A 24,905-nucleotide genomic window follows, 5' to 3' on the forward strand; every position below is an offset into this window, starting at 1 on the left:
TACGACCTTTTTCAGCGTGTCGACATCAAAATCGCGTCGGCTGAGACGAGATCTGAGCATCCAGAATTCCGAGACGAACCAGGCCTTTTCGGCCCATTCTTCTCGAGGTGCTCTTTTCGACGCTTTCATTCGGTGACTCCAACTGAAGATTGCTTGGAGACGAGCAAAGTGCCTTCCACTCAGCGCCTTGCACAGAGCTGCTTTACGTAACGCACACACAATTAGCCGACGTTTCGAAGGGTCTGAAGTGTGAGCTTTGAGTTCGAACGTGGGCGAACCCACGACAAAACATAGCACTGCGATCTAATCTTGGTTTTGCGGATTAACGAAACGACTCAAAATCGCGGAGAATTTGGCTGGACACTGAATGTCCGACTCGTTCACCCAGATGGATCGGTGTAGTAGCTCGGTAGGGATTGCACTTCTTGAGGCATCTACGATGGTCAGTTGAGTTGGCTTGCGTCTCTCTACGTCCTCGCGTAGCAATTCGGCTCTTTCGCGGTATGCAATCGGATGGCTGTGCAGCCGATTCCCGCCGATTGTTGCGCCAATCGTTTTTTGTGCTATACAACCGGGTAACATGCGAAGGAGTCGCCGAAACCCATAGTCGATCACCAGCCAACTATTGAGCACGATCCGAAGCTTCGTTTCGTGCGCGACAATCGCGGACAGTGGTTCGAGCAGCGGCAACGGTTCCGGTGAAGGGAGTACGCGCGCACGACATTGATCCGAGTGATCGCGTGCGGGAACGCGAAATAGCACTCCTTCGACTCCGAGGTAAAGAATAGCGTCCATGGCAGCCGTTCCTCTGAGCCGCGCGTTTCGTGCAGGCGATGGAGGCCTGGATTGTTGGTTTGCGGCGAGGGAAAGGGTCCTCTCGAACGGCTTTTTCTTTGTATTTGAGAGGTCGCGTGGGTTTCCACATGCCTAAGTTAAGCACATGTCAGCGAAAATGCAAGGTGAAGAAACGCAAGCCGTCGATTTAGCCTGGGCAAATCTCGCCTCAAGAGCGCTCCGAGCTGCGTTGATTCAGAAAGGGGTGAGCTACGCTGACCTATCGCGGACTCTCTCTAAGAGCGGTGTTCAGGAATCCGCGCGTTCGATCGAAGGAAAGGTGCATCGCGGCACCTTCAAGTTCACTTTTTTCCTTCAGACCCTTAGCGCAGCGGGCTCTGCTCTTCCCGGAACATGGTTGTATCCGCGACAGGTTGGAGGATCTTGGGAAGCGCGAGCGAGAGAAGCTTTCAAGGCTGACCTTTCAGCTCAGCCCTGGTTGAATATTGACATGTTGTCCCGACGTCTTGAAGAGGTTGGCGTTCATGTCGAACCGGAATTGCTGGAGAGTCAGATCGAGGACGGCACGTTCAGCGCCGCCTTATATTTCCAGTGCGCGACCGTCTGCCGCTTTGATGCGCTGTGGCTCTATCTTGATATCGCCGCTGTCAACGAAGTCGCTCTGAACAGAAGGTTGTGAGGGTTAGCACGTCCTTGGTTCGGCGGAAATTTTTCTTGAATTCCGCGTACGGCGATCTATAGTTGATCGCGTGAGAAATCCCATGTGGTCGGCCGAGAAAACTAAGTCAAATTTCAACCATCTCGCCTCGATATTCGCCGTCCGGTATGGTGGGCAGCCGGCTGTATGAAGCTGAGTAAATACCCATACCGGCCCTCTCGTCGAGGGCAATCATGCCAATTTGGTCCCTTCCGCCAGTCTCGAGTGAGCCTTGCATCCGCCTGCTCGAATGGCGCATCTTCGAGATTCTCCCGCAGGACAGCCGTCATCTCGTTGGCTTAGACATCGGTGATAGGACAGGACGAGTTAGCTCCGCTGTACTCAAATTTGACGCTGAAACGTTGCGAGGTGTGACGCAGTCCGGGCGCGTCTACACGCTTGTTGGCCCCGCCGGGTCCGCTGACGACGCTCAGTATGTCTGGGAGCGATGGTGCAGCGCGAACGGCGTACAACAGAGCACCGACGTAACAAGCGGGATCGATTCCTGGAGCGAAGATGACAACCGCTGAAGAAAGGACGCGAGCTGTAGTGGGTGCTCGCGACCTGCTGGCAACTCTTGCAGATGGTCGCGGCCCTTATTGCGCGGACCTTGTTCGAACGCTGGCCATGACGCTGCTCCGACATTACCCGAGTAAGTCTGATATGGACGTGTCGGCCGTCGCGATGCCCAGCCTATGGGCGGATCCGGCGAAGATCGCAAGCCGTAGGGAGCGTTCGTGAGCGAGGGCGGCCAGGCGGGTGGCGCTCCCGCTGTTGCGAAAGGATGTTTGGAGTGCGGGTCATCCTACCGTGCTTGTTTTGATCGCAGCCGTGACGTTCGTTTGAGGCGTCTCATTGGTCAGGGCGCAGCGTTCCACAGCTAGTCGTTGGCTGCGCTTCTGCCAGTGAGTCGCGTTTCGATTCGTGTCGGGAGTTGCGTCGACAACACGGCTACTCAAAGGTTTGTCGGGAGCAACGAGTCAATAACGAGCGAACTACTGGAAATTGCGCTTGGCCGGATGCCATTGGGCAACGTCGTGCTGGCTGCGCCGTGAGATGGACGTTGCGCGGTAATTTCGCGCGACATGCCGGCACGCAGAGCGCTCGGCCGCCTGAAGACGTCACGGCGGGAGCTGCGGTAGCGGCGAACTTGTTCGACATCTGCATCCCACGTCGCCGCGAAAGAGATCTGGGCCTTTGCTTTGGACAATCCGCCACTGTTGTCGTCCCCGCGATCGGATTCGTCTCAGTTTGGCACTGTTGCGCATCAGGAAGTCGTGAAGCGCAAACGAGAACGGTTAATTGAGGCAAGCGGCGACCGCGAGTGATCTCCTAGTGGGCTTGGGGGGGCTATTTGGCTCATTAGAGTGTAGGTTTCTCAATCGTACGGATAGCGAGGTGCTAAGCATGCTACGAGTAACCGTCGAATTGTGGCCCGGTGGCCGCGAAAGTGGTCGTCGCGTGCTGGCGACCGCGAATATAGGCCGGGTGAAAAGTGGGGTCCTTGCAGACTACAAAGTCGAACTGTATGAAGACGTGCAGGGAAGAGTGAGCTCGGCAACGATGTACGCGTACCCCCGCTTAGCCTCAGGCATATGGGACCTGGTGGCCCGCGCATTGACCATCGCGCTGGCAGGAAACGAGGTCCTGCCGCCGCGTCCGCAACAACTCGACGTTCCCATTCGCGACCCCGACGGTGTTTCCTATGTGCGTCTCGGAGACATACCGGAGCCGGCGCGGACCTTGTTCGAAAAACGCATCGCGACTTCCTCTCGTCCAGTAATCGAAGAAGATTCGCAGCCGATACAGTGTGCTTACGCCTCGGACTGGCTAAATTTCCTGTCCGGTACCTGATAGCGCGACCACAACGGTTGATCCTTTGTTGGACCGCGACATCGTTGCTTGATACGGGAGGCCGCAGCCCTTGGTTAGCTTGATGCTGTTCACTAAGAGTAGTTGAGAAGAATCGCATCCATTGAAAAAATGATCTCTTGAAGCCGTTCTCGGCGAGAAAAAGGAGCGACGATGCCACGGTCCACCCGCAATACAAGGGAAGATCCTTTGCGCGATGACGCCCGGGTGATACACGTGCTGCGTTGCGCTGCTGTAGCGGCAATCCTGTTCGACCTCTCATCTGCACTAGCACTTCTCGACCTCCCTGACGCGGAACTCGGGCGACTTTTCAAAACGCGTCTTGCTCAAGTCATCGGCTTGTCTACAGCGTTGAACATTGACCAACGTTCGGTTCGTGAGCAAGACAAGAAACAACCTGGTGAAACCAATCTCGGCCCGAATCCCCGGACGTCGATACGTTACTCCCTTGTTGCGAAAGGCAAGTTGCTTCGCACAGCGGTCGTCTGCGAAGCTTTGGGTATCACCGAGCAGAGATTGGGCAAAGACGTCGCCGCATCTCGCATCTTCAGCGTTGAGATTGAGGGCGAGCAATACTACCCGGCGTTCTTCCTTGCAAACGAGCTTGACCGCAAGGACTTAGCGAAAGTCGTACGGCGGCTGGACGGCTTAACCGGCTGGCGCAAGTGGAATTTTTTCACGAAGCCGAAGGCATCGCTTGGCAATCTCACTCCGCTCCAAGCGCTCTTGTGTGGCGACATGAAGCAGGTGTTGCATGCGGCTTCGGCTCTTGTCGAGGAGTGAGAGAAGCTTGTCATTGGGGCGCTACAGGCTTTTTGAAAATCGTGAAGCCATGAAAGAGATTTGGGCCTTTGCTCTGAGAAATCCGGAGCTACTGTATGTACCCGCCGCCGGGTTCATCCTCAGCTTGGTAGTGATACGCATGAAGAAGCGATACGTAAACGAAGGGCTTTTGTTCAGACGCTCCCCTGCCACGCGGCGTGACTATGTCACTTCAAATACAGTGGAAGAGGATGAGATGCTTTCAGAAAACCATATCGACCTGACTATTGCCCTTAATAAAATTCACGAACTCGCCATGGCAGACGGTGATTTAGGCTACGCGTATTGGTACAAGGTCGGTCAGCTTCTAAAGCGATCAGCTGACATGCAAGCGGAAATTGACTCGCTCAGTAAGGAACCGAAACGGTACCGCGCAAAGCTTCCCAAGACGGACTGAAACGGACGAGTTCCACGGCAACCAGCGCAAAAGCCTGCGCACTGGCCGGCGTGCCATTCTCGGCGCTCAAGAGCATGACCGAGCGTGTTCGCTCCGACGCGAAACTGGCGTCCGCACGTCCTGACGCGTGGCTTGATTGAGCATCTCTAAATACAGGAACTGTAGTAGCGCGTTCGTGACGCAACCAGTCGGACGATCGATGCAGCCGTTACGTCATAGTGGGATACGCCATGACGCATCCCTTCCGCGAGACCAAAAAATTATTGTCGGATTGGCGGGACTTGTCGAGCCAAAAACTCGCTCGCTTAGATGGAGATTTTCGCATCGGAACAAAAACGCCAGCTAGTCGGCCATGTTTTCGCGCTCCGCTCTCGATGGGCAACCATCCACCGATTTGCTCACTTCTCGACGCGGCGTAGGCATCACAGCGGGCCCAAAAGCAGGGCCCGTCAGGCGGACCCGGGCGCGCTATACGGAGTGTTGCGGAAACCGCGGTTTGCCTTAACCTAGTCGGAGTTCCAATCCAAAAGAATGCCCATTCTTTCACAGCCAGTTCGACGAGCAGAACAGGCCACGCCGCGTATGCACCAAATGCCGCAAACGGTCTTCGAGCGATTATTGCTACAGAACGCGAGAGATCGGCCAGCGGCCGAGGTGGCGCCGAGGATGTCATCGCGTTTGTCGACACGCTCGCGCGGAACGAGGGGCCGGAGAGCGTATGTGAGCTGCTTGACCTGGCTGCCAAATTCGGGGACTACGAGATCGTAGACTTTGAAGTCTATAAGGAGCTGGTCGCGAGATCGAGCGACATGTCGGCATCGAGGGAGGCGGACACGGCCGTCCGCGCCCGTTGAGTTGGATTAATCGGGTATTTGGATTCAGAGGTTGATATCCACAATGTATGTTGCATTGCGACAATCGAGCATCTTGGGCATCTACAGAACATCGGGCGCATAGCGACCCACAGGGGCGGTCAGCTTGCCGCGATGCGGACATTCAAACTGATTGAGCGTGGGCCGCCAGACGACTGATCAAGTAACAACCATCAATTGGAACGCATCGCGTCAGGGAACGCCAGCCTTTATTGCCTCACGGGCGCGATACGCTGCAACTTTTGCAATCGTGCCGCACGCCCGACCGTGCGGGCCACCTTTTGTCATACCGCACCAGCGTTTGCTGCCGTTGCGCGTGTGATCATAGAAATTCCATTGGCAATCAGGACATGTCTTTAGACGCGCCCACTCGCCCGATGCGATGGCATTTGCGACTACAGCCACGATATAGCCAACGAAGCTCGTTTCCGACGATTCGATAATCAACTTCGTCACGCCACTCATCGATCGGGTTTTAACGCTCAGTGCAGCGCTGCTGAACCATTCATTCAGTGCCTCTTCATTCGCGCCCTGCTCATGGCATGCGCCGCGTAGATCAGCGCGCAGCCGCCGCAGCTTGTCCAGAGCGTCGGTTCTGGATCGCGCTTGGTGCGGAAATTCCTTGCGCCACAGTTGCGGCGTACGTGCCAATTCAGGCAGTTCGTCAGATTCTTCGCGCGTGTCGTTTGGAATCGACCAGGTATTGATGAACCGCCGCACGACTTCGAGCTCGCCTGGTGCAGTCTGGTTGTGGTCCGGCATGGCGTCTCCGTGTTGCAAAGTCAAAGAGTTTACGTAACCATCAAAATACTACGATGGTTACAAGGACGCAAGATGTTCACGAAGACCCAATCGACAGGTCCCACCTTTTCACGCGACATCCGGGCGTTGTTGCTGATTCAGGGCGTCATGAACGCATCGCACTTCATGACCGTTCCACTGCTCGCGCTGCACATGTCGATGACCTTGCATTTCAGTGCTGCCGCGCTTGCCACAGTAATGTCGGCGAATCTGGTCTCCGCCCAGGTGTTGCCGCTGATGACCGGTGCGGTCGCTGACCGCTTCGGCTCCCGGCGAATGATGGCGTTGGGGCTTTGGTTGAGGGGATTGGGATTTATCGGATTCGGCGTCACGAACGACGTAACCGCCTGGGTATGCTTTGCCTTCGTGACCGGTTCGGGCGTTGCATGTTACGAGGGCGGTCTTTACGGAATTCTCGGTCGTCAGCCGAAGGCATCGCTTTCCACGCTGTTCGCCGCCAACAACCAGATGCTGAACATGGGCACCGCGGTCGGTCCAATAATAGGCGGACTAGCGGGTCTCGCCGATGCCCGTTTCGCGTTTGCTGGAAGCGCGCTTTTGTTTGGCTTGCTTGGCGCGGCGGTGTTTCGACTAAAGGTTGGACTCTCCGAAACATCGGAATGTCGCCCTGTTCTGTCAAGTCTCCGCGCGACGGCGACCAATCGTGGCCTGTGGCGCTTGATCGTGGTCGCGCTTCCCTGGTTCTTTTTGTTCCCGCAGTTGTATGTCGCTTTTCCACTGTATGCGGGGCGCTTGGCGGGTCCGCACGCGGCATCCGCGGTCTATGTCGTGAACGGCGTAATCGGACTCACGTTCATGCTGTCGATGAAACGCTGGCTTGTCCGGATCAATCCCATGAAAGCGACCATGTATGCCTACCTGGCTGCCGCAATTGCATTCGCCAGCGTGGCCTTTCTCGACGGCGTCGGGTGGTTCCTCCTATTCATCGCCGCGTACACGATCATCGAGACAATCATGCTACCGGCACTCGAAACCATGACGGCATCGCTGGCCATAGATGGAAGCCAGGGGACATTCTTTGGTGCACTGAGTGCCACAGGGGCACTTGGTGGTGCCGCTGGATACTACACAGGGAGTTGGCTCATTCTGAACGGGACATCACTCGAAACATGGACAATATTCGGCAGCGTCGGAGTTCTCGGATTCGTAGCGTCCGCGCTGATACTTCCGGCAATTCCGCGTCAGGTGTTGCTAAAGTAGGTTTGTGCCAGCCGTACTGTCACCTCCGCTGAAAACTGGCAGCGAGGACTTACTTTTGGATGGCAAGTTTGAAGGTCTCTTTTCATGGCTGGTCTCTGCCTCACGCGCCTGGCAGAAGACGACCCACTTGCTGCAGGACGCTATCGCGTTTCCGCGCGAAGTTCCCGCACCCCGCACCCCGCGGCCGAGCCTGCGGCGCAGCAAGGTCCGCAACGTGGCTGAGTCGGCGTAGCCGACTTCGCTCGCAATTGTTTCGAGGTCGCAGCCAATCGAGACGAGGTTCTGCGCCCGTTCGATTCGCAAGTCCTGAAAGAACGCCAATGGAGACTTGCCAAGTACCGCCTCGGTACGGCGCTGCAAAGTACGTGGTCCGACGGACAACGCAACCGCCGCTGCCTGAAGCGAAAATCCCAAGGAAAGATTGTCGCGAGCCCATCGCTCGAATCGCGCGACTAATGGATCGGCTTGGGCGAGATAATCGGGAATGATGTATTCAGCTTGGGACGAACGCTTGTCAATGAGCATGAAGCGGGCAACGAGCGTCGCAAGGTCTGGACTCGCCTGACGAAGCAACCATAGAGCAAGGTCGAGATGCCCCATTGCGGAACCCGCTGTGACTACACGATGAGACGCGACGACCATACGTGAATCGTCCAGATTGACGACGGGATAGCGTTGGCGGAAAAAGGGCGCCAGTGACCAAGTGGTCGTCGCCTCACGATCATCCAATAGCCCGGCTTCCGCTAGCAGGAATGTCCCGATACAGGCCGCCGCGACCCCGGCGCCGGCAGCGTGCCAAGTTCGCAGGTACGCCATCGCTTCGCGCATGTCACGACGCCCCAGCGCTTCGATCAAACGCTCGGGCTGTCTGACATTCGGCGCAGGCACTACTACCCAATCCGGGCGATGAACGGCGCTTGCAAGTTCGACCGGCGTCGTCAAACCATGCGTCGTACGGATACGCTTATGCACGCCGACGAGCCGCACGTCGAAGGGCGGTGCGGCAAACCCTTGGGCGGCCGCCAGCTCGTACTGGATGCTGGTCGTGCCGATGCTTCTTGTGGCGAGCGGCATTGCCGTGATGGTGCCGACCATGACGAACGTCACGCTGTCATCGGTAGACGCCTCCCGCTCTGGTATTGCGTCGGGAATACTGAACTCCGCGAGGCAGGTAGGCGGCTGATGATGCTCTGCACCAACATGGCCTCCACAGCATCTCGCGCGGCCGGAACCCGAGCCCGTTGCAGCGACATAAACTCGAAGATGTTTTCCAGCCGGTCGTTCACGTTTTCGCGCCGGTGAAGCTTTGAAACTGTCTCCGGCCAATTGCTCTCGATCGTCAAGAAGAGAGCTTCGAGCGTATTGTTATCTTGGCCGCCCTCAGGGATGGGTTGCGAGTAGTAGTAGCGACGGAACTGAGTGGCGTCCGGACTGACGCGGAGCGGCGGCAACGGGGCGTCTTTGCGATAGACGAGAAGCCGCCCACTCGAATCGCAAAAGGCTTTGAGATATGCTTTGGGAATGAAATGATGACGTTTTGTTTGCTGCATCGCGTTGATTCTTATCTGCCTTAGAGGAGCGTCGCGTAAACTTGAATCGTATTGCGATGCCACGAGTCATGGATGCCCGAAGGCACTTGGAAGTCGACGTTGAGGTCGCGCTAGATCAAGCGACCGCGAACAGTCGATCGACGCCTTTTAAATAGATCGGCGCAACAACCTGACTTCCCGCGACTGTACCGAATTGCATGTCACGCGTGGTGTGCGTCGCTCTCGTCAGCGTGATGCGCCGAGCCATTGCCAGGTTCCGCGCCGCCCATCCCGCCACCTCCACCGCCGCTTGAGCCGATACCACCACCTTTGCTACCCGTCGAGCTACCGCTGTCCCTTGCTTTCGTGCCCGAAGATCGCGCGGGCCTTGCGCAGGAATCGGCAGGCCGTGCGGCACGAGATCGAGATCGAGCACTTCGCGTACGAAATTGCGCAGAGAAACGACAAGCTCCGCTGTATGGATGGGCCGCCCTTGCGTCATCTTTAGCGCGGCCTCGGCGGCGAGCCGAACCTGCTCCTCGGTGCCGAGGAGGATGACGTCGGCGAGTGCCGCTTCGACGGCGTCACGGATGCGTAGGGACCCGCCCGATCCGCCCGGCCCCGCGAATTCGTCGGGCAGCGCGGACTTCTGTGGGCGCATCGCGAGCCGCCTGGGTTGCGAGTGGCACTGCCATCGAGGCGCGTTTCAGGTCGCGAAGATGAGCTGGGTCGACCGGGAGGTTGCCGGTAAACGAGCCCCGAGCGTCTTGTATGTAGCAATGAGTGTGCGTAGCCGTTCGTTTATCTGCCGGTTCTCGCGGCTGGCACCTCTTGAGCTGCCAGCCAAGCTGCAGCATGGTTCTCGCGGCGCGCATAGGCACGCCAAATCCCGCCCACCCAGTGGCCGAGGCGCTCTGCATTGCTGTAGCGGGTTTTCGTGCTCATGGTCGTCACTGCTACATGCGTGTGGGCTATTCCAGTCTGCTCCAAATCGGTTCTGCTTCCGGCTTCAATGTGTTATCGATCTGCGTCAGGACGGTGGCGGCTTCAGGATGCTGATCGCCACCTTGCCGGCGCGCAGATGGACTCGGCGCGCTGTTTTGTCCTCAGCGGTCAACGAGCATATGCTCTGCTTGCGCGCCGACTGGACGACGGCACCATACTGAGTCTCAAACCGAAAGGATAAGACCTATGCGGACACCGTCCGCCTGCTGCTGACCGTCGCACCAGATGTGTCAGCCAACGACACCTTGCGCTCAAGGGCGGGATCCGAAGATGCACCAGACCAAGAAGGGAAAGCATTTTTCCCTGGCTCCTTCAGTGAATAATTGGGTCGAACGGTAGGTCCGGGCCGGTGAGGAACTGGACACTTTGTCGATATTGTCTGGGGCTAACACCCTGTTGATGAACAAAAAAACGGGTGAAATTTCCCGGAGAGTCGAATCCTAAATCGGCCGAAATGTCCTTAATGGGTATCTTCGGATCGGACACATATTCGATCGAACGCTCCATTCGAAGCATACTGCCGAAAGTCGAAGGCGTTATTCCGGTTTGCTTGCGAAATAGACTGAAGAAGTGTGGACGCGAAAGTCCGACCCTATGCGCCAAGTCGTCAAAGTCCAATGCAATGCCGCTACGGCTTCTCATGGCGTCGATGGCTAGGCGGATTCTGCCATCGTATGCGATACCGCCGACCAACGCAGCCGCTGATAGAGTATCCCTTCGGGGCGTTGGGCCTGCAAGTTCAACGACTGTGTCGGCAATCAGCCCCTCCAGCGCTTCTAGCGATCGGCTCTCACGGTCCATCAGAATCTCGAGTAGTTGGTCATGAAGCGAACTCAATCGATGTCGGAGTGGCAAAGACGACTCGGTAAAGAATTTCGGGTGCAGGCTGTACGCCAGCCTTCCGCTGAGGTTTCTGAGCCAGCTTGGTTCGAGATACAGCGCAAGAAGAATCGTGGGCTGCGGATTGGGCTGATGCTCGTAAAAGTGTGGCTCCCACGCATTAACCAGCAGCACGTTCTTGTTCGATAGCGCTATTTCGCGGTTGCGCACGCCGAACAGAATATCCGGCCCCCCTTCCTTGAATACGACATGCGAGACCCGGTGAGCATGAAGAACCATACTCTTGTTGAGCAGCAAGAGCGCGACTCTTCCGAACGGTCCGTGGATGATGCGTAAAGGTTCCGACATGTCTGCTGTTCCCACAATCTTGACGTGCTTTAGGGTGCGAACGCTATTCCATTGATTCAAGCGAAAAAATCACCATCCAGAATGATAAGTGTCGTGTTCGCATGACAAGTGCTCCTTGATCAGGAGCACCGACGACTGAGTTGTTTCCTTAATATCACAGTACGGACTTCGCGTGCTCTGCCGCTGGCATCGGGCATCCAAGATGCGATTAGCTCCGGATCAGGAGGGCAAGCGTCAGTGTAGGACGTAGGGCGCTGCATCTTCGATTCTAAAAAACTGCATCATAAGGAGGATGATAATGGCTGGAATCGGTAACGAAAAGGTGTTTGAGAACGACAATGTCGTTGTCTGGAACTTCGCCCTTGCTCCCGGCGAGGAGTCCCCCGTGCATACGCATACCCGGCAGTACATGTGGTACGCAATCGAGGGGGCGCCGCTGCGGCTCTTCAATGAAAAAGGGGAGGACATCGGGGTTTTCGAAGTCCCGACTGGCGCGGTCTACTCCCTCAAGGTCGAAGACGGATATATCGAAGTGCTGTCCGATATCAGCAAGGGGAGCCGATTCCCCGTTACGCACAGTGCCCGCAACGAAGGGACCACGCCTTATCGAGAAGTTCTAGTCGAATACAAATAAACAAAATGGCAACTTTAAAAATAATCTGCATTACCTAGTGCAATGATAGGGAGTCTACCAGTTGGCGATAAAGAATCACTGATGTGATCGAGCTGACTTACTGCGACGCTCACTGATTCTAGGGACAGGTAACGCACAGATTGCAACGTGTGACACCTGGCTCATGGCTCTATCGTCGTTTTTTTACCAAGACGTCTTTCGAGCTTCGTACGGAACTCGTCTGATTGTTCAATAGGACAAAATTCATGTCAAAACTTCAAGGAAAAATAGCGATTGTCACCGGGGGAAATAGCGGAATCGGCTTGGCTATCGCCAGACGCTTCATCGCCGAAGGTGCATTCGTGTATGTAACTGGTCGTCGTCTGGCTGAGCTGGAGAAGGTCGTATCCGAACTGGGGGATCAAGCGGTGGCTGTCCAGGGCGATGTAGCGAATGTCGAAGATATTGATCGACTCTATGCCAAAGTACGTGACGAAAAGGGAAGGGTCGACATCGTGGTTGCCAACGCAGGGATTGTTGGCAATGAGACTCTTGAAGAGACGACTGTGGAAAACTTCGACCAACTTTTTGCAATCAATGCTCGGGGTGTGCTTTTCACGGTCAAACAGGCTATTCCCTTGATGAGTGACGGGGGAGCCGTTATTGCAATTACTTCCATGGCTACCGCCAAGGGGATCCCGGGTTATAGCGCCTACAGCGCAACCAAGGCTGCTGTGCGGTCTTTCGTGCGGACCTGGACCGCCGAATTGAAGAGCCGAGGTATCCGAGTTAATGCCATCAGCCCAGGCCCGATCGATACACCGATCTTGGATACGCACGCACCGAACCCTGAAGAGGCAGACAAACTTCGCACAAGCTTCGCGGCTGTGGTCCCGCTCGGTCGACTTGGCAAAGCAGAGGAAATTGCAGCCGCTGCGTTGTTTCTCGCATCGGACGAAGCAAGCTTTGTTGCCGGCGTCGATCTTCCCGTCGACGGAGGTGTGACTGCAGTCGGCTGATCGTCTGACGTGCCCTGGATTTATTCCCAATTCTTTAACCAGTCACAAATAATGCAGATTTCCGGAGAAATGATTGAAGGGCGCCGCATATACCGAGGCGGGAGCAATGCTGTCTATGCCTTGACAGCGGCGAGCGGCGAACGGATGGAGCCGGGCTTCGGTACGGCTAACGAAGAAGATGTGGCTCGCGCTTGCCTGTCGCGGAAGACGCGTTCGATTTGTATAGGCAGCTGCCAGATGAACGGCGTGCGGTATTCCTCGATGTGATCGCGGAAGAGGTCCTTGCTCTCGGCGAAGTACTCATTGACCGGGCGCATCTGGAGACCGGGCTGCCGAAAGCACGCCTTAAGAATGAGCGCGCACGCACGGTGGCTCAACTACGGCTGTTCGCGGACGTGGTTCGCAGCGGACGGTGGCAGGTGCTGTACTCGACTCGGCGTTACCGCAGCGGAATCCGCTGCCGCGCCCCGATTTGCGTCAGCGCAGGATTGCGGTCGGTCCGGTTGCCGTCTTCTGCGCAAGCAATTTTCCGCTCGCCTTTTCGGTGGCGGGGGAGATACCGCTTCTGCGTTTGCTGCTGGATGCCCTGTCGTGGTCAAGGCGCATCGAACGCATCTCGGGACGTCGGAGTTAGTTGGAAAGGCGATCCAAAACGCGGCGATGGCGACCGACATGCCTGACGGCATATTCTCGGTACTCTATGGCGACAGTTACGCCTGCGGCGAAGCGCTCGTCCGGCATCCCGCAATCCGGGCTGTCGGGTTCACCGGGTCACGTCGCGGAGGGCTTGCGCTCGCGCAAGTTGCGCAAGCACGTCTTGATCCAATCCCTGTCTACGCAGAAATGAGCAGCATCAACCCAATTTTCCTGCTTCCGAATGCGCTTGCTCTGCGAGTTGAAACGATCGCGAAGGATTTTGTCGCGTCGCTGGCGGTCGGCGCAGGACAGTTCTGCACGAATCCTGGAGTAATGATTGCCATCGAAGGGGAGGCTCTTGATGTGTTCTGTACGCACGCTGGCGCTGCGCTCGGTGCATCTGCAGCGGCTACCATGCTTACGCCCGACATTCATCAAGCGTATTGCCGCCGTGTCAAGCAATTGAGCGAACTGCTGGGAGTGAACCTGTCGCCCATGGCAAGCCGCCACAGGGCCGATTTGAGGCTTACGCGGCGCTGTTCCGTACAAGCGCCGAGCATTTCTTGGCAGAGTCGAAAATGCACGAAGAAATGTTTGGCCCAGCGTCTCTCGTCGTCGGTTGTCGGGACGCAGATCAAATGCGATTAGTAGCCGAATGCATGTCGGGACAGCTAACGGCGACGCTTCACTACGAACCTGGCGATGAAAACGTCGCACGTACACTGCTGCCGGCACTTGAGCGCAAGGTTGGGAGAATACTGTTCAACGGATTTCCGACCGGCGTTGAAGTTAGCTACGCAATGGTGCATGGCGGACCATTCCCGGCAACTTCGGACAGCCGCGCCACCTCAGTAGGCGCATCAGCGATTGAGCGCTTTCTGCGTCCTGTTTGCTACCAGGACGTACCCGATAAGCTGTTGCCGTTGGCACTTCGGGAGGCCAATCCGCTCGGAATTTCTCGGGTGGTTGATGGCGAACTCGCTAAGGCTTGATGTTCGTGCCAGGCAGTGAGAACAGGCCCCAGCATGAGCGATGCGTCAGCGGGGCAGAAGTTCGAATGGTCAAATAGTGTGGGGTGTAGCGGCTCGACGTGTCCGTTTGCTGGGCCAGCAGTCCTGGTTTGTTGATCGTATATATAGACGTTAAAGCGATGGAGTTCTTATGGACGAGGTCAGGCGTCAAGAAATGCAAGTAATGGGGCAGCGGATCAGCTTCCTCGAAGCTGGAGATGGGCCTGTCGTCGTGCTTTTGCTGCATGGGATGACGAGCGACGCAACCAACTGGACGGAGACATTGCCGGCACTTGCTGCGCTTGGCTATCGAGCCATTGCTCCGGACCATCTGGGATTTGGTCAATCGTCCAAGCCAAATGTTCCGATCAAGCCACGGACCCTGGCGGACATGATCAGTCCGATGCTGAAAGCTCTGGAAATTAGTTCGGCGGTGTTGGTTGGGCAGTCGATGGGCGGTCACGTTGCAGGATTGTTTGCTGCAGATTTTCCCACATCCGTGGATGGATTGGCGCTGGTTAACGCAGGATATGGGCTCGCGTTGGCCGAGGCCGACACTGTGTTTGATCTCGGACACGCGGATCAACCCGGGGGATTATGGAGTTTGAATCCCTCGACCCGGCGCGAGTCACGTGTGCTACTAGAGGCTGTGTTTTATGACCAGAGCTTCGTTACGGAACAGGGCGTCGACGAGTTTTTCGCACAACGGCTTGCTGCGGGAGATGGATGGGCGATTAACTCTATTGCAGAGTCGTGGGTTAAACGGGAGGACACGCTCGATCCTGTTCTCGGGCTACTTGGGAATGGCCCCGTGCTGGTAGTTCAGTCGCGTCACGATCGTATTGCGCCGTTACAATTAGGGCAGCGCTTACACGACGGAATTCCTGGTTCCCGGTTCGTAATTCTTGAAGGGTGCGGACATGCGCCGCCAGTAGAGATGCCAAGGATGTTCAACGATTTGCTTGTCGAGTTTTTGCGGCAGATTGGTAGATAGCATTGAAGCTGTAGCACTAACGGCGGACGGGTGTTAGCGGCGGTGCAAAACCACCATTAGACGGCGGCGAGAATGCGCTTTTATGGGTGCGACCTCGGTCGCACCCAATACCAGTTTTCTGTCCCTTCGCGGGGTCAAGGATTCGCTGCGCCAAGCTGCGCTTGCCCTTGACCCCGCTACGAGACATTTTGCTCAAGCGTTGCTCAAAAATCGTTCCCGGAAAAACACACGCCGCTGTTTAGTGGCGGATTTCGACCGCCGTTCACAACGGGCGACGGGTGAACCCGTCGCCGCTTCGTGCGGGGTTGTGCCTTACCGCCCAACGCACGATCCCATACCGGCGCAGGCCCCGCCGGACTCACCTCGTGGCCGTTGCGTTCAAGCGCTGTGATCTGCGTCATGTCCTCGTCGGTCAGGCGGAGCGACTGCGCAAGCAGATTGCTCGCGAGATTTTCGCGCTTCGTCGACGACGGAATCACCGCATAACCAAGTTGCATCGCCCAGGCGAACGCAACCTGAGCCGGCGTCGCGTCGCGACGACGTGCGATTTCGCCGATCACCGGGTCTTTCAGCACCTTCCCGTATGCAAGCGTCATGTACGAGGTGACGTCGATGCCTTCACTCTGCAAAAAGCCGACGAGCTTACGGTATCTGCAGATACGGACTCAGTTCAATCTGGTTGGTCGCAATACCGCCTTGGCCAGTAACGCCCGCGCTTCGTCGCGCAAAGCGCGCGACTCGCGCAATGTGATCTCGGGATAACGCCCCAACGACATCCGCTTCTGCTTGCCATTCCAGTGGTAGCGATAGTGCCAGGTCCGGCCCCCCGACAGCCGTCACGGCCAGGGAAGGCCATCGAAATCGAGAAGGGTGTAGCTCTTGCCAGTGGCCTTGGAGTGGCGCACCCATGTTGGATAGAGGCATATTCCAGCTCCTGAACATGGGTCAGGAGTGGATGCTGGTCTCGTCGACCGCGCCCCTCTACAAACAAACCGGAAACTAACGCACCCGCAAAAATGGCCTCGTTTTTGGACTTAAAACGGCCAGATGCCGGTGGATTTCGGTGGACGTTGGTGGACTGCCGAATCGGGAAAACGTCCCATCAAATCAAAAGCTTGTAGAATTCGGTGAATGTCCGCAGATTTCCGTGGATCGTAGAATTGGAGCGGGGTTTGCGAGACATACCTCGCTTACCACTAGTGTCGCGACATGCGTGAACTGTCGGCGATTGCAGGGGGCTCAAGTCATTGTAAACTTGGCCGACTTAGTCGAAAATCGGGGAATGGAAAAATACATCGTTACCCTGACAGTTGAAGAAAGAGAGCAACTCGAAGCGATCGTGAGCAAAGGTTCGCACCAATCCAGCAAGGTGATCAATGCGCTCATTCTGTTGAATTGCGATATATCTTCGGGGCGTATGCGCCGCACTGGGCAAGAGGTTGCTGCGGTTCTGCACGTGAGCGAGCGCAAGATCGATGGCGAGCTTGAGGCCCGGTTGATTGCGCTAAGTTGTAGCGAGCCTCCCGAAGGCCAGGCGAACTGGTCGTTGAGGTTGCTGGCCCAGCGTGCAGTAGAACTGGAGTACGTGGATAGCCTCTCGCACGAAACGGTGCGGCGCGCGCTTAAAAAAACGAACTGAAGCCTTGGCGCAAGATAGGCTGGATCATCCCGCCGCAAGCGAACGCGGAGTTCGTAGCAGCCATGGAAAACGTGCTCGATATCTACCACCGCCCCTACGATGCGGCGCGCCCCGTAGTATGTATGGACGAAACGCCCCGGCAGTTGATTCGTCAGACCCGCGAACCGATCAAAGCAGCACCGGGGCGTCTTGCGCGAGAGGACTACGAGTACGAGCGCTGTGGCGTGTGCAATGTCTTCATGGCATCAGAACCCCTGGCCGGGCGGCGTCTTACCAAAGTCACCGAATCCCGGACCAAAGTGCAATGGGCTCGCTTCGTACAAGAGATTGCCCAAGCCTATCCGGATGCACAACGAATCACCCTCGTGATGGACAACCTGAACACCCACACGGCCGCAGCCCTTTACGAAACCTTCCCGGCGCCGCAGGCCAAAGCGCTGTGGGACCGGTTCGAGTTTATCTACACGCCCAAACACGGCAGCTGGCTGAACATGGCCGAGATCGAACTCAATGTGATGATCAAGCAGTGCCTGGACCGGCGCATCGACAATATCGACACGGTGCGCCGCGAGGTAAGCGCGTGGCAAGTTCGGCGAGATCAGCTTAAGGCACGGATTAACTGGCAATTCACCACTGGCGATGCCCGCATCAAACTGTCCAGGCTATATCCGACGTTTGAGGCGTGACGAGACACTAGATACTATGAGGGCGGCCTCGCGGCCGCCGCCCTCATAGATCTAAGAGGTAAGCTCGCTCAGACACGGCTAGAGGGCAACAGTTCGACTTTACGACGGTATTGGCTGGGCGTTACGCCCTGTTGGTACAGGAAGAAGCGCGTAAAGCTTCCAGGTGCATCAAATCCAAGGTTGAGGGCGATATCATGAATAGCCGAATCCGAGGCCACGAGACTGTCGATTGACGCCTCCATTCTCAACATGCTGCCGAATGTTGCAGGGGTCATACCAATCTGTCTTCGAAACAGATGGAAAAAATGCGGACGAGACAAGCCGACTGAACTGGCAATTTCGTCGAAATCCAGCGCTACACCGCCGCGAGCCTTCATCAGATCGAGCGAATGACGAATTCTCGCGTCATAAGCTAAACCACCCGTTAGCTGACACTCGAGCAAGTCCTTCCAACGGGTGCCGACACAGGTCAGTTCGATAATTATCCGGACTATCAGATCCTCGACGACGCGGGAACTTGTCGACTCTCGGCCCATGAGCAAATCGAGAAGGTCTGTCCTCAATCCCGCCAACTTGCTTCCCAAAGCGACAACTGGTTGAAAGAAAAATTTCGGATGTGCGCTGCAGGAAAACCGCCTGTCTACCGTTCGAAGCCATTGCGGCTCGAGATATAACGCCAGAAGAACGGTCGAAGGGGCCTCGCGGATATGATCGTAAAAATGTGGTTCCCATGCGTTGACCAGCAGCACATTGTCATCGGAAAGGTGATGCTCGCGTTCGCGGACGCCGAAAAGGATATCGGCGCCGGCGCCTCCAATCTTGAATACGACGTGACAGACGCGGTGCGCGTGCACGGCCATAGTCCTGTCAAGCAGCAAAAGGGCTACACGACCGAAAGCGCCGTGGATGATTCTCAGCGGTTCTGACATCGTAATTGTCTCCTGCCTAACTGCGTCTCAGTCGTGGGAGAAAGTGTGGTGCGGTCCGTTCGCTGGGTTCCTTGTCTCACTGCACTTTCCCAGCGCGGCGGCACATGTTGTACTTTGCAGATCCTGACTTAGAGACTGTTGCAGAATTACAAAAAGGGGCTGTTAACTTTTTGGCTCTGGTGTTAACTTCTGTCTTGTTTTCCCTGACAGGAAGCCATGGCTAAGGAACTTATAGACGACCAATTATGGGCACTCATCGAACCGTTGCTGCCCAAAGCTGCGCCGCGCAATCGCCGGTATGCAGGACGCAAGCCAATACCTGATCGCGCCGTGCTCACAGGCATCGTGTTCGTGCTGCGCGCAGGCCTCGCGTGGAATTTGCTGCCGCAGGAAATGGGCTGCGGGTCGGGCTCCACTTGCTGGAGGCGCCTGGACCAGTGGCATAAAGCGGGCGTATGGCAACGCATGCACGAAACGATGCTGGCGGAACTGCGCCGTCGGGGCCAACTCGATATGGCCAGAGTACTGGTCGACAGCTCCTCCATTCGCGCGTTGTACGCGGGAAAAAAACAGGCCCAAACCCCACGGACCGGCGCAAACTCGGCAGCAAACACCATATCATCGTCGATGCGCAAGGCATCCCGCTCGGCGTCATCCTGACGGGCGCAAACCGCCATGACGTCACTCAGCTTGACCCACTGGTCGAAGCCATTCCGCCAATTCGAGGCAAGCCAGGACGGCCCTTGCGTAAGCCCAAAATTGTTCAGGGCGACCGAGGCTATAGCTCTGAGCCACATCGGCGACGCTTTCGCAAACGCGGCATCACTCCTGAACTCGCGAAACTGCGCTCACCCCATGGCAGTGGTCTAGGCAAAACACGTTGGCCTGTCGAGCGTACGATCGCTTGGCTGCACTCCTATCGCCGCCTGAAGATGCGCTACGAGAAATATGCGCACATACACGAAGCCTTCCTCACGCTCGCGTGCGCTTTAACTTGCTGGACCCGGCTAAAAAATATGCAAACTTAATTCTGCAACAGTCTCTTTAGCCACGAAATGATAAACCATCTGATTGGAGGCAATCTGTGTGCCGAGCACTGATTTGAGATACGAGTGGAAGCGGCCTACGGTCACGTGAATGGTCGATCGCAGCCACCCATTCTGCGATTGCACAATCTACGAAGATTTGACGAGATTCCACGACGATGCTCGCGTGACGAATTCCCCGTGCGATCTCACTGAAAAACGCCCGCAGGCCGAGGCCTGCAGGCAAATCTCCATCCCTTGGAAAAAATGGAGAGGACGCTTTGAAGCTGTCCAGCTTGTCGGTGGCACCGGCGCTCGCGTTATTCTGAAGCCACGTCACGATACTCAACCCACAGCACTGCCGTCGCAATGTTAGTTTGCCAGAATATGCGATTGCGCCCGTCTTCTCAACCTGCTCTAGAGAGTTAGCAAAGACTGGCTAGACGGCGAGGCACATGTATTTGATTTCAAGGTAGTCGTCAATCCCGTAGCTCGAGCCTTCACGGCCCAACCCCGACTGCTTGACTCCGCCGAAAGGAGCGGTCTCCGTCGAAATCAATCCCGTATTAATGCCGACAATTCCATATTCGAGCGCTTCAGCGACTTTCCAAATGCGTGAAACGTTCCGGCTATAAAAGTAGGCTGCCAGACCAAATTCCGTGTCATTGGCCATGTCTATTACTTCGTCATCCGAGGAAAATTTGAAGATGGGGGCGACCGGTCCAAAAGTCTCCTCTTTGGCGACCATCATCTTCGACGTCACGCCGATGATCACCGTCGGTTCAAAGAAACCATGCCCCAAACTATGGCGCCGTCCACCCGTCAAAAGCGTTGCACCTTTACTCATCGCGTCGTCAATATGCGACTCGACCTTCTTGACGGCCGCTTCATTGATCAGCGGGCCGACGGTGACCCCCTCGTCAGTGCCGAACCCAACCTTCAATCGATTTGCTGCGGCCGCGAGCTTCTCGGCGAAAAGATCGTAGATGCGCTCGTGGACATAAAACCGGTTTGTGCAGACGCAAGTCTGACCAGAATTCCGGTACTTTGAAATAATTGCACCTTCTACAGCCTTGTCTATATCAGCATCCTCGAAGACGATGAAAGGCGAGTTGCCCCCCAGTTCCAGAGAGACTTTCTTGATTGTCGGAGCACACTGAGCCATCAGCAGGCGGCCGACCTGAGTAGAGCCGGTGAATGAAAGCTTGCGGACGATGGGGTTTCCGGTGAGCTCGCCACCAATAATCTTTGGGTCGCCAGTTACGACACTAAACACTCCGGCTGGGATGCCGGCGCGTTCAGCGAGCACAGCCATTGCCAGCGCTGAAAAAGGCGTGGCTTCGGCTGGTTTGACCACAATAGGGCAGCCAGCAGCGAGCGCCGGTCCTACTTTCCGGGTGATCATCGCAGCAGGGAAGTTCCACGGAGTGATCGCTGCGCAGACGCCGATTGGCTCCTTGGTCACGATAATCCGTTTGTCGTTGGCGTAAGGTGGAAGCGTGTCGCCCGAGACCCGCTTACCTTCTTCTGCGAACCATTCGAGGAACGAAGCGGCATACAGGATCTCGCCCTTTGATTCCGCAATAGGCTTTCCCTGTTCGCTGGTGAGGATCAGCGCGAGGTCATCGACGTTTTCGAGCATCAGGGCATGCCATTTCAGCATGATTGCGGCGCGTTCCTTGGCGGTCTTTCCTCGCCACAACGGCCACGCCTTGTTCGCCGCATCGATAGCCCTGCGTGTTTCCGAAGCACCCATAAGCGGGACGGTTCCCAGAACAGCCGCATTTGCGGGGTTGACGACATCGAAGGTTGCCTGGTTGTCGGCACCTTGCCATTCACCAGCAATAAAAGCCTCTTGCCGGAACAGCTCCGGATTTTTCAAGTTCATGTCTCTATCCTTAACCTTGGCACAGTCGCTGGGTGCGTTTCCGTAGCGGCTGGACTAGCTGATCGCTTTGTGCGGACGAGAAATTGGAGATTCCTTCGACCGGGCGCGTTCTCTGCGGTCCCCGGGACTGATGGCACGAAAAACTGGCCTGTTGCACCCGGGGCGTTGCAATCGTCTTGTTACGTTATTCTGCCGATACGGTGGACAGGCTTTCCTGAGCCAGAGCGGCGCTACGGAGCTTTGGCATAACATCCTCCGCGAGGTGTTTCATCGTCTTGAGCTGCCGATCGAGCTCTGGTCCGGACCCGTCGGGGGACGACATAAGCAGGCCGCCGAACGGACCTACGCGTTCGCGAAACGCAACAAGTTTTTCCGTCACGGTCTTCGGCGTGCCAAAGATCGTCATGCTTCTGATCAGGTCTTCAGTCGTGATGGACTCATCCGGCGCGTTCGGATCTTCTTTCATCACGACCGTATAGTTCGCACGTTTCATTACGGTCCACAGGTAGTCAAAGTAGTAATACAGGCTGCCCTTCGGGTTAAGAACGATGTCGAGCGCTTCCTGTTCGCTATCCGCGATGACCATGTTGCGCGCGACGTACCAGTCCTTTCCGTCCGGAACACGGTCAACTGCGTTGCAGCCCTCGACATATTTCTTGTAATGGCTTGCAACGATGTACTCAGGGCAGAAATTTGCACTGATTGGCATCCAGCCGCGCTCTGCTGCCGTCTTCACTGTGCCCGAGAAGGGCGACATTGCAGACATTGCGATCGGAGGAAGCGGGCGCTGGTAGGGCTTCGGCATGAACCCGATGCCGAGTGCCGGGACGATGGATTCGGTGATCTTGACGTTCCAATACTTGCCTTGAATATCGTACGGCGGATCTTGGCCCCAGATCTTGGTGATGATGTCGATGGATTCCAGCAGCTTTTCGGTTCGGACCTTCCCGTCTGTGTTACCGAAAACCTCGTGGTCACTGGAGAGGCCTGACGGACCGATGCCGAAAATGAATCGCCCTTCGGACATGTGGTCGAACTGGGCTGCTTCAGCAGCGACGATGATGGGGTCGTGATTCGGTAGCGCAACGACGCCCGTAGCGAACACGATATTCTTCGTCTGGCGCAGGAGAGAAGCCATGAACATCATTGGCGCCGCAATCGGTTCCGTGGTCGCCGAGAAGTGCTCGCCTACCCACGCCTGATCGAATCCGAGCTCGTCGGCGTAGATAATCTTTTTGGCATTTTCCTTCAGGGTTTCGTGGAAGGGGCGAGTTGAAGGGTGCAGTGGCATCTGGAAAAGACCGAGTTTCACAATAATCTCCTGTTGATTTATTGAAGTTGCTCAAGGGGTTGAATCTGGACCCGGGTGCCGTTGTGCCAGACAAAGGGGCTGTTTTTGTCGCCAATAAGTACGTCAAAGACGCGACCGATAAATACCGTGTGCGTGCCGTAGGCGAGGGCGCCGTCCTCCTGACAGAAAACGGATGCCTGAGCTGTGCGCAGGTACGGCAGACCCAGCGGTCCATAGCCCCACTCGTCCGACTCGAACCGGCGGTCGCGCATCGCCGAGTTAGAGAATGATTCGACGACGTGATCGTGATCGCAGGTCAGCACGTTGATACAGAAGGCCTTTGTCGCCTTCAGACGACCGGAGATGCTGGCGGATTCGTTGACCGCAATCAGCATGGACGGCGGGTCGAAGGACACGGATGCCACTGCAGACGCCGCCATCCCGTGAGGCTTGCCGGCATCGTCGCAAGTCGTGATGACGCAGACTGAGCTTGCCATTCCACGAAGTGCGGACTTAAAGACCGAAAGAATTGGGTTGGTGTGCTCGACGGCAGCGGGTTTTGCTTCACAAGTGTCAGACATTTGAATCACCTTCATAAAGTTTGCACGGGTACTGTTGACCTGGAGAACCAGGTGCCTTCCTCGTTTCGAAAGTCGGCGCGCCGTTCACGCGTTGCCTCGGTCCGCATCAGGTGTATTGCTACGCCGCCGTCTTTGTTTCGTCGCCGGAGGGAGTCGGGACGTCAGCTGGAATGATTCGCCGTTCCTTCAGTTCATCCCAGAACTCGTTTGGTATCCGAGTTGAAATCGCTGCCACATTCTGGCTGACCTCGTTCGTATCTTTCGCACCAAGTACGAGGCTTGAGACGGCGGGATGTGCATGTACAAACTGGACGGCCGCCTGAGGCAAAGCTACGTGATGTTTCTCGCAAACGTCTTCGATGACCTTGACTTTGGCGATAACGTCAGCGGGCGCAGCTTGATAGTCATACGTGTTGGCCGAAGCCCGGCTGCCTGCTGCAAGGATCCCGGAGTTGAAGACTCCAGCGCCAATGACGGAAACGTTGCGGCGCAAACACTCGGGGAAGAAATACTGCAGGGGTTCGTGGTTCAACAGGGTGTATCGGCCGGCGAGCAGGCAGCAGTCAAGGTCGAATTCGTCGGACATTTCCAGAACCGCATCGGTCTCGTTTACTCCAATTCCGATTGCCCGCGTGTGCCCATTCCGGCGCAGTTCGTCTAACGCCTTGAACCCACCATCCACGAGTTGCTTCCAATAGACTTCGTTGTTGTCGCCATGGGCGAGTCGACCGATGTCGTGGACGAGGATGATGTCGATGAGGTCAAGGCCGAGTCGTTGTTGGCTGTCCTCAAAGGAGCGCATGATGCCGTCGTATGAGTAATCAAATTCTTCGACAAACGGCAATGCATTGACCCAGTTGATGCCGAAAATGGCGTCGCCTTTCTTGGCCCGGCTGACGGGCGTCAGCAAACGGCCGACCTTTGTGCTAACAACCACTTCTGCTCGGATATTTCTAGTTCGCAGGAAATGCCCGAGGAAATGCTCTGCCTTTCCCAGCCCATACATTGGCGCTGAGTCAAAATGGCGAATGCCTTGCTCATAAGCGCTCCAAGCTGTCGTCTCAAATTGGTCGTAGTTGACATCCACGCCGAACCCGGCAAGCGGTACCGTACCCAAACCGATCGCGCTTACTTTCACGCCGGACTTTCCAAGCGTGGTGGTTATAAGATTTCCCATTTGCTATCTCCTTTAGTTTTCGCCCCTTAAGGAGGCGAGTTTTTTTGGTTATGTTGTTCAGCTATATGGAGTAAGTGATTACTCCGCTCATCTCTTAACCGCGCAGAGCGTTCTCCCGCGCTGGCGCGACTAGTGAGGGGGCGTCAACAGACATCGGCCCGACGGCCGAACAGGCATCTCTGCGGAGATCCGCTCTAAGAGAGTTGTGGGCTTCTTTT

The 24,905-nt window shown here is 56.3% G+C and carries 23 protein-coding genes and 3 pseudogenes; 12 read left to right on the top strand and 14 right to left on the bottom strand.

What is annotated here, in order from left to right; all coding sequences use genetic code 11:
• Positions 1-303 precede the first annotated feature (303 nt).
• The gene (locus ACSQ8V_RS19535; RefSeq protein WP_436206822.1) at positions 304-795 is read right to left on the bottom strand and encodes an HAD domain-containing protein; all 492 of its coding nucleotides are present in this window, start codon (positions 793-795) and stop codon (positions 304-306) included.
• Between the two features lie 145 nt (positions 796-940).
• Between ACSQ8V_RS19535 and ACSQ8V_RS19540 the strand changes: the two genes are divergently transcribed.
• The 5 genes from ACSQ8V_RS19540 to ACSQ8V_RS19560 all read left to right on the top strand — a co-directional run bounded on the left by ACSQ8V_RS19540 (position 941) and on the right by ACSQ8V_RS19560 (position 4,583).
• The gene (locus ACSQ8V_RS19540; protein ID WP_436206823.1) at positions 941-1,474 is read left to right on the top strand and encodes a DUF6471 domain-containing protein; all 534 of its coding nucleotides are present in this window, start codon (positions 941-943) and stop codon (positions 1,472-1,474) included.
• Between the two features lie 534 nt (positions 1,475-2,008).
• Positions 2,009-2,233 carry a BPSL0761 family protein gene (locus ACSQ8V_RS19545; RefSeq protein ID WP_436206824.1) on the top strand — a complete coding sequence of 75 codons (225 nt, stop codon included), beginning with the start codon at positions 2,009-2,011 and terminating at the stop codon, positions 2,231-2,233.
• A 666-nt stretch (positions 2,234-2,899) separates the two neighbouring features.
• The gene (locus tag ACSQ8V_RS19550; RefSeq protein WP_436206825.1) at positions 2,900-3,346 is read left to right on the top strand and encodes a hypothetical protein; all 447 of its coding nucleotides are present in this window, start codon (positions 2,900-2,902) and stop codon (positions 3,344-3,346) included.
• A 171-nt stretch (positions 3,347-3,517) separates the two neighbouring features.
• The gene (locus ACSQ8V_RS19555; RefSeq protein ID WP_436206826.1) at positions 3,518-4,147 is read left to right on the top strand and encodes a hypothetical protein; all 630 of its coding nucleotides are present in this window, start codon (positions 3,518-3,520) and stop codon (positions 4,145-4,147) included.
• Between the two features lie 7 nt (positions 4,148-4,154).
• Complete coding sequence (locus ACSQ8V_RS19560) at positions 4,155-4,583, top strand: hypothetical protein (RefSeq protein ID WP_436206827.1); 429 nt, start codon at positions 4,155-4,157, stop codon at positions 4,581-4,583.
• Between the two features lie 1,064 nt (positions 4,584-5,647).
• On the opposite strand, the gene ACSQ8V_RS19565 is transcribed toward ACSQ8V_RS19560, so the two are convergent.
• Positions 5,648-6,217, bottom strand: coding sequence for a CGNR zinc finger domain-containing protein (locus ACSQ8V_RS19565; RefSeq protein ID WP_436206828.1), 570 nt, complete (start codon positions 6,215-6,217; stop codon positions 5,648-5,650).
• A 72-nt stretch (positions 6,218-6,289) separates the two neighbouring features.
• On the opposite strand from ACSQ8V_RS19565, the gene ACSQ8V_RS19570 reads away from it, so the two are divergent.
• Positions 6,290-7,477, top strand: a complete 1,188-nt coding sequence (locus tag ACSQ8V_RS19570; RefSeq protein WP_436206829.1) for an MFS transporter — start codon at positions 6,290-6,292, stop codon at positions 7,475-7,477.
• On the opposite strand, the gene ACSQ8V_RS19575 is transcribed toward ACSQ8V_RS19570, so the two are convergent.
• From ACSQ8V_RS19575 to ACSQ8V_RS19595, 5 genes are all read right to left on the bottom strand, one after another.
• Positions 7,469-8,551, bottom strand: a complete 1,083-nt coding sequence (locus ACSQ8V_RS19575) for a GlxA family transcriptional regulator (RefSeq protein ID WP_436207961.1) — start codon at positions 8,549-8,551, stop codon at positions 7,469-7,471. The genes ACSQ8V_RS19570 and ACSQ8V_RS19575 overlap by 9 nt on opposite strands.
• 29 nt (positions 8,552-8,580) lie before the next feature.
• Positions 8,581-9,027, bottom strand: coding sequence for a DUF4238 domain-containing protein (locus ACSQ8V_RS19580; RefSeq protein WP_436206830.1), 447 nt, complete (start codon positions 9,025-9,027; stop codon positions 8,581-8,583).
• Between the two features lie 115 nt (positions 9,028-9,142).
• Complete coding sequence (locus ACSQ8V_RS19585; protein WP_436206831.1) at positions 9,143-9,667, bottom strand: hypothetical protein; 525 nt, start codon at positions 9,665-9,667, stop codon at positions 9,143-9,145.
• Positions 9,668-9,807: 140 nt separating this feature from the next.
• Positions 9,808-9,951: a DUF3742 family protein gene (locus ACSQ8V_RS19590; RefSeq protein ID WP_436206832.1), complete on the bottom strand. Its 144-nt coding sequence runs from the start codon at positions 9,949-9,951 to the stop codon at positions 9,808-9,810.
• A gap of 372 nt (positions 9,952-10,323) precedes the next feature.
• Positions 10,324-11,199, bottom strand: a complete 876-nt coding sequence (locus tag ACSQ8V_RS19595; RefSeq protein ID WP_436206833.1) for a helix-turn-helix transcriptional regulator — start codon at positions 11,197-11,199, stop codon at positions 10,324-10,326.
• Between the two features lie 298 nt (positions 11,200-11,497).
• On the opposite strand from ACSQ8V_RS19595, the gene ACSQ8V_RS19600 reads away from it, so the two are divergent.
• The 4 genes and pseudogenes from ACSQ8V_RS19600 (at position 11,498) to ACSQ8V_RS19615 (ending at position 15,471) form a co-directional block, all read left to right on the top strand.
• Positions 11,498-11,833 carry a hypothetical protein gene (locus ACSQ8V_RS19600; RefSeq protein ID WP_436206834.1) on the top strand — a complete coding sequence of 112 codons (336 nt, stop codon included), beginning with the start codon at positions 11,498-11,500 and terminating at the stop codon, positions 11,831-11,833.
• Between the two features lie 245 nt (positions 11,834-12,078).
• The gene (locus ACSQ8V_RS19605) at positions 12,079-12,831 is read left to right on the top strand and encodes an SDR family NAD(P)-dependent oxidoreductase (protein WP_436206835.1); all 753 of its coding nucleotides are present in this window, start codon (positions 12,079-12,081) and stop codon (positions 12,829-12,831) included.
• Positions 12,832-12,882: 51 nt separating this feature from the next.
• A pseudogene (locus ACSQ8V_RS19610) lies at positions 12,883-14,459 on the top strand (aldehyde dehydrogenase (NADP(+))).
• A gap of 169 nt (positions 14,460-14,628) precedes the next feature.
• On the top strand, positions 14,629-15,471 hold the full coding sequence (locus ACSQ8V_RS19615; protein WP_436206836.1) for an alpha/beta fold hydrolase: 843 nt from the start codon (positions 14,629-14,631) through the stop codon (positions 15,469-15,471).
• A 329-nt stretch (positions 15,472-15,800) separates the two neighbouring features.
• Here the strand turns inward: ACSQ8V_RS19615 and ACSQ8V_RS19620 are convergent.
• Positions 15,801-16,167 (bottom strand): annotated as a pseudogene (locus ACSQ8V_RS19620) (aldo/keto reductase); the annotation flags it as partial.
• Positions 16,167-16,395 (bottom strand): annotated as a pseudogene (locus ACSQ8V_RS19625) (Arm DNA-binding domain-containing protein); the annotation flags it as partial. The pseudogenes ACSQ8V_RS19625 and ACSQ8V_RS19620, both read right to left, overlap by 1 nt.
• Positions 16,396-16,753: 358 nt before the next feature.
• On the opposite strand from ACSQ8V_RS19625, the gene ACSQ8V_RS19630 reads away from it, so the two are divergent.
• Positions 16,754-17,796 (top strand): IS630 family transposase gene (locus ACSQ8V_RS19630; protein ID WP_436206837.1). Its coding sequence is split into 2 segments (ribosomal slippage): positions 16,754-17,105 and positions 17,105-17,796, totalling 1,044 coding nucleotides; the frame shifts between segments, so codons are not numbered across the junction.
• 68 nt (positions 17,797-17,864) lie between these two features.
• Here the strand turns inward: ACSQ8V_RS19630 and ACSQ8V_RS19635 are convergent.
• Positions 17,865-18,725: a helix-turn-helix transcriptional regulator gene (locus ACSQ8V_RS19635; RefSeq protein ID WP_436206838.1), complete on the bottom strand. Its 861-nt coding sequence runs from the start codon at positions 18,723-18,725 to the stop codon at positions 17,865-17,867.
• A 216-nt stretch (positions 18,726-18,941) separates the two neighbouring features.
• On the opposite strand from ACSQ8V_RS19635, the gene ACSQ8V_RS19640 reads away from it, so the two are divergent.
• Positions 18,942-19,753 (top strand): IS5 family transposase gene (locus ACSQ8V_RS19640; RefSeq protein WP_436180705.1). Its coding sequence is split into 2 segments (ribosomal slippage): positions 18,942-19,290 and positions 19,290-19,753, totalling 813 coding nucleotides; the frame shifts between segments, so codons are not numbered across the junction.
• Between the two features lie 436 nt (positions 19,754-20,189).
• Here the strand turns inward: ACSQ8V_RS19640 and ACSQ8V_RS19645 are convergent.
• The 4 genes from ACSQ8V_RS19645 to ACSQ8V_RS19660 form a co-directional block, all read right to left on the bottom strand.
• A complete protein-coding gene (locus ACSQ8V_RS19645) occupies positions 20,190-21,638 on the bottom strand; it encodes an NAD-dependent succinate-semialdehyde dehydrogenase (RefSeq protein ID WP_436206839.1) in 1,449 nt (482 codons plus the stop codon).
• 184 nt (positions 21,639-21,822) lie between these two features.
• Positions 21,823-22,950 (bottom strand): LLM class flavin-dependent oxidoreductase, encoded by a 1,128-nt coding sequence (locus ACSQ8V_RS19650; RefSeq protein WP_436206840.1) that lies wholly within the window; start codon positions 22,948-22,950, stop codon positions 21,823-21,825.
• A 17-nt stretch (positions 22,951-22,967) separates the two neighbouring features.
• The gene (locus tag ACSQ8V_RS19655; protein ID WP_436206841.1) at positions 22,968-23,510 is read right to left on the bottom strand and encodes a flavin reductase family protein; all 543 of its coding nucleotides are present in this window, start codon (positions 23,508-23,510) and stop codon (positions 22,968-22,970) included.
• A 118-nt stretch (positions 23,511-23,628) separates the two neighbouring features.
• Entirely contained in the window at positions 23,629-24,687 is a 1,059-nt protein-coding gene (locus ACSQ8V_RS19660; protein ID WP_436206842.1) for an aldo/keto reductase, read from the bottom strand.
• Positions 24,688-24,905: the final 218 nt, after the last annotated feature.

It is taken from the genome of Caballeronia sp. LjRoot31 (assembly GCF_964253885.1).
Taxonomy (GTDB): Bacteria; Pseudomonadota; Gammaproteobacteria; order Burkholderiales; family Burkholderiaceae; genus Caballeronia.